Origin of the sequence: Psychrobacter alimentarius (assembly GCF_001606025.1) — a bacterium.
Lineage (GTDB): Bacteria > Pseudomonadota > Gammaproteobacteria > Pseudomonadales > Moraxellaceae > Psychrobacter > Psychrobacter alimentarius.
Genome location: NZ_CP014945.1, coordinates 2134669 through 2146053 on the forward strand (window position 1 = coordinate 2134669; position 11385 = coordinate 2146053).

General features: G+C 42.6%; 11 protein-coding genes. 3 read left to right on the forward strand and 8 right to left on the reverse strand.

The window, feature by feature from the left end; genetic code table 11:
• Positions 1–307: 307 nt before the first annotated feature.
• The 4 genes from A3K91_RS08680 to A3K91_RS08695 all read right to left on the reverse strand — a co-directional run bounded on the left by A3K91_RS08680 (position 308) and on the right by A3K91_RS08695 (position 5212).
• The gene (locus A3K91_RS08680) at positions 308–877 is read right to left on the reverse strand and encodes a L,D-transpeptidase family protein (RefSeq protein WP_062844902.1); all 570 of its coding nucleotides are present in this window, start codon (positions 875–877) and stop codon (positions 308–310) included.
• A gap of 134 nt (positions 878–1011) precedes the next feature.
• A complete protein-coding gene (locus A3K91_RS08685; RefSeq protein WP_062844903.1) occupies positions 1012–1812 on the reverse strand; it encodes an SDR family NAD(P)-dependent oxidoreductase in 801 nt (266 codons plus the stop codon).
• Between the two features lie 251 nt (positions 1813–2063).
• Complete coding sequence (locus A3K91_RS08690) at positions 2064–3842, reverse strand: AMP-binding protein (protein WP_084387316.1); 1779 nt, start codon at positions 3840–3842, stop codon at positions 2064–2066.
• 251 nt (positions 3843–4093) lie between these two features.
• Positions 4094–5212, reverse strand: coding sequence for a DNA topoisomerase IB (locus A3K91_RS08695; RefSeq protein WP_062844904.1), 1119 nt, complete (start codon positions 5210–5212; stop codon positions 4094–4096).
• 179 nt (positions 5213–5391) lie between these two features.
• Between A3K91_RS08695 and A3K91_RS08700 the strand changes: the two genes are divergently transcribed.
• On the forward strand, positions 5392–5844 hold the full coding sequence (locus tag A3K91_RS08700; protein ID WP_062844905.1) for a GNAT family N-acetyltransferase: 453 nt from the start codon (positions 5392–5394) through the stop codon (positions 5842–5844).
• A gap of 91 nt (positions 5845–5935) precedes the next feature.
• Here A3K91_RS08700 and ppnP read toward each other — a convergent pair whose 3' ends face one another.
• From ppnP to A3K91_RS08715, 3 genes are all read right to left on the reverse strand, one after another.
• Positions 5936–6220: a pyrimidine/purine nucleoside phosphorylase gene (gene ppnP / locus A3K91_RS08705; RefSeq protein WP_062844906.1), complete on the reverse strand. Its 285-nt coding sequence runs from the start codon at positions 6218–6220 to the stop codon at positions 5936–5938.
• Positions 6221–6284: 64 nt separating this feature from the next.
• Positions 6285–7380, reverse strand: a protein-coding gene (gene prfB, locus A3K91_RS08710; protein WP_099046701.1) for a peptide chain release factor 2 whose coding sequence is annotated in 2 segments (ribosomal slippage) — positions 6285–7307 and positions 7309–7380 — 1095 coding nt in all. Because the reading frame shifts where the segments join, the coding sequence is not laid out codon by codon here.
• Between the two features lie 108 nt (positions 7381–7488).
• Positions 7489–8235, reverse strand: a complete 747-nt coding sequence (locus A3K91_RS08715; RefSeq protein WP_062844908.1) for an HAD family hydrolase — start codon at positions 8233–8235, stop codon at positions 7489–7491.
• Between the two features lie 179 nt (positions 8236–8414).
• Here A3K91_RS08715 and A3K91_RS08720 point away from each other — a divergent pair, with 179 nt between their 5' ends.
• A complete protein-coding gene (locus A3K91_RS08720; protein ID WP_062844909.1) occupies positions 8415–8864 on the forward strand; it encodes a hypothetical protein in 450 nt (149 codons plus the stop codon).
• A 27-nt stretch (positions 8865–8891) separates the two neighbouring features.
• Here the strand turns inward: A3K91_RS08720 and A3K91_RS08725 are convergent, their stop codons facing one another.
• On the reverse strand, positions 8892–9428 hold the full coding sequence (locus A3K91_RS08725; RefSeq protein ID WP_062844910.1) for a gamma carbonic anhydrase family protein: 537 nt from the start codon (positions 9426–9428) through the stop codon (positions 8892–8894).
• 697 nt (positions 9429–10125) lie between these two features.
• On the opposite strand from A3K91_RS08725, the gene carA reads away from it, so the two are divergent.
• Positions 10126–11367, forward strand: coding sequence for a glutamine-hydrolyzing carbamoyl-phosphate synthase small subunit (gene carA / locus A3K91_RS08730; protein ID WP_062844911.1), 1242 nt, complete (start codon positions 10126–10128; stop codon positions 11365–11367).
• Positions 11368–11385 lie beyond the last annotated feature (18 nt).

Genomic DNA, 11385 nt, shown 5'->3' on the forward strand with positions numbered 1-11385 from the left:
TACGTCATGCCAGATTTCAACTCACATATATGAGTTGTCAACCACAAATAGTGACTTATTGGTAATAGCAAAAAAGTCCGATTCTAATACTATAAAAAAACCTTACTAATTGTGATGATATCACCATAGGACTTTAATAAGTACATGAAGTATGTATTTCAAGAGAATAAATAAAGAATCATGAAAAGAGAAGTTTGTTTGGCGAAAAGGTGTCAGCAAAGAATAGGTGTTATCGTTTTTATAGCAAAATTTTATTAGTATCTTTTGAATACTTACTTATTATTCATATTTTAGAACCAAGAAGTCATTACTCGACGATTTCGATAAGTGTTCCAACGTTTACCGCAGCCATAATCTCATCTATTTCTTCATTGGTCACAGCAATACACCCTTCGGTCCAGTCACGTTTTTGATTGAACCAAGCTAGATGGCCAAAGCCATTCATCTGTCCATGAATCATAATATCGCCGCCCGCATCAACGCCCAATAACTGCGCTCTCGCCTTATCAGCAGCATTAGGATAGCTGACATGAATAGAACGATAGGCAATAGAATTTTCGTTTTTATAATCCAAGGTGTAGCTGCCTGCAGGCGTACGATTGTCCCCTTTTTGCTGCTTATGACCAACAGGGTCCCCTCCCAATGAAATTTTGTACGACTGAATCACTGTGTCACCGCTCAATAATTTAAGCACTCGCTGCGACTTAATCACCAAGATTTTATCGATGATAGTCGTATCAGGAATGGGTGATGGTTGTTTTGAGTGACTGTTGACATAGATGACCGCGCCAGCGCTCACAATGGTAGCAAGGCCAAGTCCTATCGCGACAAACAACCAGTTTGAATGTTTACTAGCATGTGTGTGAAAAAATGACATAGACTTTAATCCTTATAACAAATACTAAATAGCAATGAGTCATAATATATCAAAGCACTATGCCAAGTTTTATGCAAAAGTGATGAATCAGACAGCTAGAAATACTGTCCTCTATTTAAAGACGTGATGTAGCATCACATCATACGAATCGCGCCGTCCAAACGAATAACCTCGCCATTTAAGTACGCATTATCGATGATATGGGTGACCAGCTTGGCAAACTCAGCCGGATTGCCCAAACGTTTTGGATAAGGCACGCCTGCCTCCAACTGTTCACGCGCTTTTTCAGGAATGCTCTGCATCATTGGCGTGGCAAAAACGCCAGGCGCAATGGTCATCACCCGAATACCGTGACGCGCAAGCTCACGCGCAAGCGGTAACGTCAAACCTACCACGCCTGCCTTTGACGAGGAATAACTGGCTTGTCCCACTTGACCGTCAAAGGCAGCGATAGACGCAGTATTGATAATAATGCCTTGGTCAGCATTGTTTTTTTCGGCATAGTTTTCTACCGCCGTTGTCGCATCACTAGCGACGCGCTTGGCGATACTGGCAGCGACCAAACGCGCCACATTAAATGAGCCTACAAGGTTAATATTGACTCCGCGACTAAAGGACTCAAGATCCGCTGGATTATTATCACGATCCAGCAGCTTTTGTACGACAGCGATGCCAGCGCAGTTAACAGAGCCTTGTAAACTGCCAAACGCTTTTTCGGCCATATCGACAGCAGCTTGCACATCATCGCCACTGGTTATGTCACACCGTATAAACCGTGCTTTATCACCTAGCTCATTGATTAAAGCTTGTCCTGCCGATTCGTTGAGATCGGCAATCACGACATTACCGCCTTGAGCAACAATAGCGCGAACCACTGCTTCTCCTAAACCTGATGCCCCGCCCGTCACCAAAAAGCTGTTTTTTTCAATATGCATGACTGCTCCTTTCACTTTCTAATTGTTATGAACTATTTTTTCTATGCGCTATTTTTTACAAGCTGGCTTTATACGAACTATGGTTAATCCTAAATAAAAAAAGCACAACAATAATAATGGACTGCCAACGATATATGTTTGTAGCCTTTGTCTGCGAAGACACAGCAAGCAAGAAAATATGATGTTGGCAGTACTGTATTTACTTTGTATTGAATTGACTATATGTATCAATAAAGCGCTCTATTGAGTATTTATGCAGCAGATAGACTACGCAATAAAAAGCGCTGAATTTTGCCACTTGGCGTTTTTGGTAAAGACGACACAAATTCCACCTCGCGTGGGTAAGCATGAGTTGATAAGCGCTTGCGTACCAAGTTTTGAATTTCTTTGGCAATCTCATCCGTTCCCTCAATACCGTCTTTTAATACCACATAAGATTTGATGGTATGACCGCGTACCTCATCGGGTATACCAACGGCTGCTGACTCGGCAACGGCTTCATGCTCTAAGACAGTGTTTTCAACATCCGTTGGACCTACGCGATAACCTGCGGTGATAATGATGTCATCATCACGCCCTGAAAACCAATAACTGCCATCGCTATGACGTTCGACCACATCGCCCGTCAGATAGTAATCATCAGCGAACGCTTGTTTTTCATTCCAACTATAACCATGGAAATAAAACGCGGGTGATTGGCTCACCACGACGGCTAACTGCCCTTGCTCGCCATCAGGCAATATATTCATGTCATCATCTAATACGACGAGCGTATGCCCTGGCAGTGCCATTCCCATCGAGCCAACTGGAGCTTCATGTTCCAATGCATGATGCGCACAGCACGTCATTCCCGTCTCTGTTTGGCCATACTGATCACAAACCTTACAGTTCAAATAAGTCTCAACCCAATTGACCACTTCCGTGTTGAGGGTCTCGCCTGCTGAGTTGGCACAGCGCAATGATAATTTAACATTAGTATTGTCACGAGCGTCGTCATTAACGTTGTCAAACACACCACTCGACTTCATCATTCGAAACGCCGTCGGTGAAGAAGCCAAATTGGTAATCTTGTGACGTATCATAAAATCACGAGTATTGGCGGCATCAAAACCAGCTTCGTTAAAATGAGTGGTCACACCCAACAACAAGGGACCTGTAATGGCATAGTACAGTCCATAAGCCCAGCCTGGATCTGCCATATTCCAATAACTGTCATCGTTACGTAAGTCGATGGCATAGCGCATATACAGATAAAAAGCAGGAAGTGCTGTCAATGAGACGCTGACACCCTTAGACTTACCTACTGTGCCTGAGGTAAACATCTGTAAAAATGGCGCATTAATATCCAATAATATAGGCTCTAGCGTTTCTGGTTGCATTGCCATCATCTTGGCATAACGATCATCATTCCAGTGCTGATCATCGACTTGTATATCATTGTCACCACCGACCAATACCATTTTGGTTTGGTCAGCCAAGTCTTCAAATTTGCTGCGGTTATCGACATTGGTAAAGACAACTTTGGTGCCTGCTTTATCCATTCGATATTTGATTGAATCATAACCAAAAGCGGTAAATAGCGGCTGGTATACGGCACCAATTCGCCATGTGGCTAATACAATAGTCAGTAGCTCAGGTGTGCGAGGCAACATGGTTGCGACTTGATCGCCTACTTTTACACCATAAGACTGCAATAGGTTGGCGACTTGCGCACTGGCTTTATCAAGCTCAGCAAACGTCATTTTTGTCACCTTGCCTGCGGTATCTTCATGCACCAGTGCTGTCATATCGCCACGGCCATCACGCACGTGACGGCCACAGCACGCCGTATAAGCGTTTAAACGATCGTCTAAATGCTCGCCAAAAATCTCTGTCAGCAATGTATCCATGCTAAAGTTATGATAATAATCATTGTAATTTGCTGATGTGTTTTTAGTATTTGTATCGGTGTTCGAAGACTCGGTGTTTAAAGACAATGCGTCTGAAAATGAGCGACTGACAGACGAAGTATTTGAAGAAAGGGTGTTCATAAGCTAATCCTTTAGCAATAACGAGTGACAGGTAGAACAATAAAGACTACCGTTGAAACGGTTATATCCTATGACCGTTTCAAACCTTGTTGTTTAATATACTATATTAGTAACGCATTTTTACACTTATTTCAATACATACCGTATCATTTTTATTTAACATTCCTATTTACGAACCAATAAACCTTTTATAGGTCAGACAGGAGGCGTTAGAGTACAGATATCAGTGGCCTTTATTTTTTAATTATTTATCAGGTTTCATTACTCAGAAAACCTAGCAACGCCTTTTCTTCACAGCTTTGATACTTTTTGGTATGTCCACGGCGTGCTTGCTTGTAGGACTCAAAAAACTCCCCCGCTAAAAATCGCTCAATAATAATAGGGTTGATGTAAGAGGATCGGCAAACAGCAGGCGTATTACCCAGCTCTTCTGCGACCATTTTTACCATATCAGTGACCAATTGCTGCCGCTCGGCGCTGTCAGGCACACTGGTTAATATGGCTTTACCGTCAGAGGTTTGTAATTCGTCATACAAATGACTCGCTGCAAGCACACTTGCCATCCATGTGCGAAAGTCTTTTGCGCTATACATCTTGCCACTGCTACCATCGGTACAAGTGTGTGTTCGCAGATACTCATTGATATCACTACTATCGACAATTTGCTTGTGACCATTTTCATCCAAATACTTAAAGATCTGATAACCCGGTAGCTCAGAGCACGCTTGTATGATCTCAATCAAACGCTCATCTTGTAGCTCAATATGATGCTCCTTGGCACTTTTACCGACAAAATCAAACGCCAGACCTGTGTCAGTTTGACTGACGTGCTTGCTTCTTAATGTACTTAAGCCATAGCTTTTATTGAGCTTAGCATAACGACTATTACCGATACGAATGAGCGTGGTTTCTAATAGCTTGACCACGGCTGCCAAGACATTGGCTCGTGATAATGGTGTTGCCTCCAAATCCTGTTCGACTTGGGCACGTAGGTTTGGCAAAGCCTTTGCAAAACCAATCATGGCATCAAACTTGGCTTGGTCGCGCACGCGATCCCACTCAGGATGATACAGATATTGTTTACGTGCTTTTTCGTCGCGGCCTGTGGATTGTAGATGGCCTTTTTCATCTCGGCATATCCAGACCTCTGACCACATAGGCGGAATCACTAACGCATCAAATCGTTTACGTAGCGCTTTGTCTTTGACTGTTTTTCCTGTTGCGTCGCGATAGGTAAAACCGCGTCCCCACCGTCTGCGCCCATATCCAGGCTCATTGTCACTGACATAGCGTAAATTTGCCAACTGAGCCAAATGCTCATAGTCATGGCGCACATCTTGTGTAGGGTTTTGCTGATTTTCTTTGTTCATAAGAAAACTCGTCTGATAAATGAATCGTTTTAGCATAATGAACTGTGATGATTTTTGCTGTTTATTTGCCAAGGACAAAGTGTAATCCTGTGTAAAACTAAATGGATGCAAGGGTTTTATAAAATTGAGTTTTAAGGCATAATTTGATGCAAATTAGAACTTAAGTTGAATAAAATACAATGCAAAACACTTCTATAAAAATAGCGCCTCTTTCTCAAACAGATTACAGCTTGTGGCTCGTGTTATGGGAACGCTATCTGAGCTTCTATGAAACCACACTGCCCACTCATACAACAGAGGCAACATGGGACAACTTGCTCAATCAAGACATCGCTATTTATGGGTTTGGGGCATGGATAAACGACACCTTGGTTGGTATCACTCATGTCGTATTACATCCCAACACGTGGAACACTTCTGACTGCTGTTACTTAGAAGATTTATACGTAAGCGACAATGCGCGTGGGCAAGGGGCTGGACGGGCTTTGATTGAGTATGTCTATAACTTTGCAGCTCAAAAAAACTGCAATCGGGTCTATTGGACGACGCAAGAAGGAAACAGCGCAGCTCGCAAACTATACGATGTCATTGCTACCCAAACTGACATGGTGCAATACCGTAAAAACTTATGAAAATTTTATTTTAAGCCAATCATTAACACAAAAAAAACGCCAAGCATGACACTTAGCGTTTTTTATCAATATGACTGGCGTTTAGATAAAGCTATTTACCATAAAGGCATAAATAAGCTGTTTCTACTTCGATTTTGACATTGAATTTTTGATTGGCTTCAACCGTGAATTGCTCACCAGCGTTGAAATTTTGCCATTCATCGCTCTCTGGTAACTTTACGGTCAATGCACCGCTCACCACACTCATGGTTTCAAACTCGCTGGTCCCAAACTCATACTCACCCGCTTCCATCACACCAACGGTAGCAGGCTTGGTTTCGGTTTGAAAGGCGATAGAAGTGACTTTATTATCAAAATAATTATTAACGCTTGGCATCATTCATCCTTAATAAAATTTTAGGTAATGTTTTAGATTTAACGTTGCTTTCATGGACTTAATTTTACAGACCCGCTTTTAGACTCGCTTCAATGAATTGATCGAGATCTCCGTCTAGTACAGCACCTGTATTAAAGGTTTCTACACCCGTACGCAAGTCTTTGATACGTGAGTCATCCAGTACATAAGAGCGGATTTGACTGCCCCATCCAACGTCGGATTTGTTGTCTTCGACAGCTTGTTGCTTTTCCATACGCTTTTGCATTTCAAGCTCATAAAGCTTGGCGCGTAGCATTTTCATGGCAGTAGCTTTGTTGCCGTGCTGACTACGTTCGTTCTGACAAGTCACTACCACGCCGCTTGGCTCATGGGTGATACGAACGGCCGAATCAGTCGTGTTGACATGCTGACCGCCAGCGCCTGATGAGCGATAAGTATCAATACGTAGATCCGCTGGATTGATATCAATCTCGACATTGTCATCGATTTCAGGTGAGACGAATACCGCAGCAAACGATGTATGACGGCCATTATTGCTATCAAAGGGTGACTTACGTACTAAGCGATGTACACCAATCTCGGTACGTAGCCAACCAAAGGCATAATCGCCTTTGATCTCAATCGTCGCCGATTTAATCCCAGCCACGCTGCCTGCCGAGACTTCGATCACATCGACCTTGAAACCGTGCGCTTCTGCCCAGCGCGTATACATACGCAGCAGCATTTCTGCCCAATCTTGTGCCTCTGTACCGCCACTGCCCGATTGGATATCTAGGTAGCAGTTGTTTGGATCCATCTCACCGCTGAACATCCGGCGAAACTCGAGATCAGCCACGCGTGCTTCGGCACTATCAAGCTCGCTTTGCACATCGGCTAGCAGCGACTCATCTTCTGCTTCGACTGCCAACTCTAGCATGGCGGACGCATCTTCTAGCGTGGTTTCAAGTGAAACGACCACGTCAATGACACCATCAAGATGACTTTTCTCTTTGTTAATCTTGGTCGCACGCTCAGGATCATTCCATAGCTCAGGGTTCTCTAGCTCCAAATTGACTTCTTCTAAGCGTTCTTGCTTACCATCGAAGTCAAAGATACCTCCGCAAGTCCTGTCCACGCTCGGATAGATCTTTGATTTGTTCTTGATACGGATTGATTTCCATAAAGGTTCCTATGCTTTTCTAATAAAAATAAATAACGGATACAGCGCTATTTTAAAAGAGATTAACGTTTAATAGTTGGTTAATTCTTTATGATGTCGAACCACACAACTAAAGCGACCAATCCTCTACCGCCCAGCGATGTGCTAGAGCATGCGCATGTAGCGTGTCATCAGGTGATACGCAGATCGCCACGTCCGCCCACTCAAGCAGTGGAATGTCGTTTTTGGAATCTGAATACGCATACGTTTTTTTGAAATCAATGCCAGCCACTTGCTGCTTATCAAGCCATTTGTTGAGATGATAAATCTTCCCTTCTTGGAAATTGGGCTTATCCGTCAATTTGCCCGTATAGCGCTCATCTTTTATCTCAAGTGGTGTCGATAACACGTGACTGTCTTCGATACCAAAACGTTTGGCAATCGCAGAGACGACAAAGTCATTGGTCGCAGAGATAATCACCACATCATGACCTTGCTCAATATGCTGACATAAGACTTCCATCGCTTTTGGGCGAATATGAGGCTCGATTTCACTTTTGATATAGTCTTCTCGTAGCTCATGCAGCCTATCTATTGGTAAGCTACTCAAAAACTGCGCGACAAACTCATTGTATTCCGTCGCATCCAGCGTACCTTCAATATAATCTTGATAAAATTTCTGATTGGCAGTGCGATATTCAGCTTCGTCAACAAGATTATGTTTGACGATATACTCGCCCCATAGATAGTCGCTATCCACATCGAGTAAAGTATGGTCTAGATCAAATAATGCCAGTTCTTTTTGAGGATTCTTTGCCTGATTTGCCTGATTTGCCTGATTTGCCTGATTTGCCTGATTTGCCTGATTTGCCTGCATGATATGGCCTTATGATGGTTTGTTAAAAAACATAATTTTTAATATAAATAATATTTGTAATATGGAACTTTATAAATAGAAAATTTGGTCAGTAAAATTTCGATAACACTACGATGCCCTAAATAAAAGCATGGTAATTTATTTTATCTAGCATGTTTAATAAAAAGACTGGGAACCCTATGAAATCGCCAAATCCTAAAACCAACACCTCAAATAGACCCCGGCGCCCTGCACGCTCGATCAGAGAAATTAGACAGCGTCAATCAGGCACTAGCCATCAATCATTCTCAGAACGCCTAACTCATGCACTTTTGAACGGTTTGATGTATGGATTTGGCGGCTTACTGATCGATCTGGCTATTGTAATCATCCGCTCAATATTCGGTATTGGTAACGGTGAGATTTTTTGGTTATTTACCCCTTTTATGCTGATACTTGGGGCTATAATGGGTCTCATCGTTGGCAAATCTGCTGGTGCTGAAAGCGTCAATGCTCTAAATATCGACGAGTCTACTAATAATAACGCTTACCTAAACGATTATTCCGTACGCCATGATGTTTTTCGCGGACTTATCATTGGTATTATCATTTTTGCCATCATCTGGCTGATTATGATGCTTATGACTTAAAGGCTACTGCTTACTTAGCATGACCATTTAATCTGGCACAGCAATTTCTTTTAAACCAGTTTTAAATTTTTGACAACGCTCCGCATAGTGCATTGCTGATAATTTGAGCATGGCCGCTTGCTCATCGGTTAGTGTTTTTACTACTTTTGCAGGTGCGCCCATAACTAATGAATTGTCTGGAATCTCTTGGCCTTCTGTAACCAACGCCTTGGCACCAATGAGACAGTTTTTACCAATTTTGGCCTTATTCAATACGACTGCACCTATACCGATTAAGCTATTATCCCCAACCTCACAGCCATGTAGCATGGCCAAATGACCAATAGTGACATAATTGCCAATTTTTACTTCAATACCAGCATCAGTATGAATCACGCTATTTTCTTGTACATTGCTGTAATCACCGATATGAATACGTTCATTGTCACCGCGCAGCACTGCACCAAACCAAACACTGGCTTGATGTCCCAAATATACATCACCCATCACTTGTGCTGAGTCTGCGACCCAGCCGTTGAATGGTACGGCAAATTCAGGCACTTTATCTAAATATTGATAAATCATAACGACTCCTTGTTATATTTATTGTTTTTTACAATTGTCTCGAATAACGAATACTAGTGGTTATCGTTGATTGTATTTCAAAAAATCGACTGATAGTCAGTATCAGCTATTGCGACTATAATAATATGGCAAACAACGCTGCCTATTGTGGCAAAGCCATTCATTAAAATCCAGTCCTATTAATGTCGCTAGAATCTTAACACTTAACACTTATTATAAAGACAGTAGTTATATAAAGAGTATATTTCCTATGCTTAGGCTATTTTAGCCCAGATAATTGTTTGTCTATTCTATATGAATGGTTTTATAAGCAATGACTGACTGATAAGTCGGCATCAAAGCCATTTTACTCTAGTACTCCCTCACAAATAACGCTTTATCTTATATTTAACATAGTTACAAGATTTATGTTTATCGCGTAGATTATAAAATCGACTGGCTATTTGTACATATATTGTATATAATGCGCAAAATCTGTGCCTAAGCGAGCGGACATGATGCAAGTTACCTATTCACTATCTAGTGAGATTTGTAGTTTTCATCAATAATGTCTTCTCGCTTTTTTGTGGAAAAAATTTGGGTTTGAAGCTTTTTTTACGCTTATTTGGCAATAATAAATAAACAATTAAGAAGCTTTTTCATCCCATTTTTGGATGCAAAATATCATGGCACTCACACATAATAGCGGAGGCAACCCTTGAATTCATCGGCAGAAATACAAGCAATTTTGGCACTAGCAGACGGTACAATTTTTCGCGGTGTGAGTATCGGCAGTCTTGGTCATCGCGTCGGTGAGGTGGTATTTAATACAGCCATGACAGGGTATCAAGAAATCCTGACTGACCCAAGTTATGCACGTCAATTGGTGACTCTCACCTACCCGCACATCGGCAACACTGGTACCAATAGCGAAGACACTGAATCTGGTAATGGTCATCAAGTGTGGGCTGACGGTCTTATCATTCGTGACGCGACCATGGTTACCTCAAATTTCCGTAATTCTGAATCGCTTGCTGATTATCTAAAGCGCAATGATACGGTCGCTATCGCTGAAATCGACACACGCCAATTGACTCGCCTACTACGCGAAAAAGGTGCTCAGAACGGTTGTATCATGACTGCCTCAAACGGTGAGACAATCACATCAGAAGACGAGCAACAGGCCATCAAACTGGCACAAGAATTTGCTGGTTTAGAAGGTATGGACTTGGCAAAAGAATGCTGTACCAAAGACAGCTTTGAGTGGACTGCAGGTACGTGGGATTTATCAGACACCCTACTCAACCGTGATGTAGAGGGTAGCCATGACAGCGGTACTGGCGGCTTTTTTAAACAGCTTGGTACTCATATCGACTCTAAATATAATGTCGTCGCTTATGACTTTGGTAGCAAAACCAATATCCTACGCATGCTCGTAGACCGTGGTTGTCACGTGACTGTTGTCCCAGCACAAACGCCTATCGCAGACGTGCTCGCGATGAACCCAGATGGTATTTTCTTATCAAATGGCCCAGGCGATCCTGCGGCTTGTGATTACGCGATCGACGCCGTGCGTCACATTATTGAAGAGACTGACGTACCAACGTTTGGTATTTGCTTAGGTCATCAGCTGATTGGTCTTGCCAGCGGGGCTAATACTATCAAGATGAAAACAGGCCATCATGGTGCCAACCATCCCGTACAAGACTTGGCAACTGGCACAGTGATGATCACCAGTCAAAACCATGGTTTTGCGGTTGATGAAGACACGCTACCTGACAATGTCAAATCTACCCATCGCTCACTATTTGACGGTACCAACCAAGGTATTGAGCTGACCAATAAGCCTGTCTTTAGCTTCCAAGGTCACCCAGAAGCCAGCCCTGGCCCACATGACTGCGCGCCATTATTTGATAAGTTTGCTGAGATGATGGAAGCGGCTAAAACTGCCCAAGCTTAAATGGTCGTTATAACTTGA

Bases quoted from the DNA above. Each gene is read 5' to 3' on its own strand.
- A3K91_RS08680 (WP_062844902.1), bottom strand. From the start codon at position 877: ATGTCATTTTTTCACACACATGCTAGTAAACATTCAAACTGGTTGTTT.
- A3K91_RS08685 (WP_062844903.1), bottom strand. From the start codon at position 1,812: ATGCATATTGAAAAAAACAGCTTTTTGGTGACGGGCGGGGCATCAGGT.
- A3K91_RS08690 (WP_084387316.1), bottom strand. From the start codon at position 3,842: ATGAACACCCTTTCTTCAAATACTTCGTCTGTCAGTCGCTCATTTTCA.
- A3K91_RS08695 (WP_062844904.1), bottom strand. From the start codon at position 5,212: ATGAACAAAGAAAATCAGCAAAACCCTACACAAGATGTGCGCCATGAC.
- A3K91_RS08700 (WP_062844905.1), top strand. From the start codon at position 5,392: ATGCAAAACACTTCTATAAAAATAGCGCCTCTTTCTCAAACAGATTAC.
- ppnP (WP_062844906.1), bottom strand. From the start codon at position 6,220: ATGCCAAGCGTTAATAATTATTTTGATAATAAAGTCACTTCTATCGCC.
- A3K91_RS08715 (WP_062844908.1), bottom strand. From the start codon at position 8,235: ATGCAGGCAAATCAGGCAAATCAGGCAAATCAGGCAAATCAGGCAAAT.
- A3K91_RS08720 (WP_062844909.1), top strand. From the start codon at position 8,415: ATGAAATCGCCAAATCCTAAAACCAACACCTCAAATAGACCCCGGCGC.
- A3K91_RS08725 (WP_062844910.1), bottom strand. From the start codon at position 9,428: ATGATTTATCAATATTTAGATAAAGTGCCTGAATTTGCCGTACCATTC.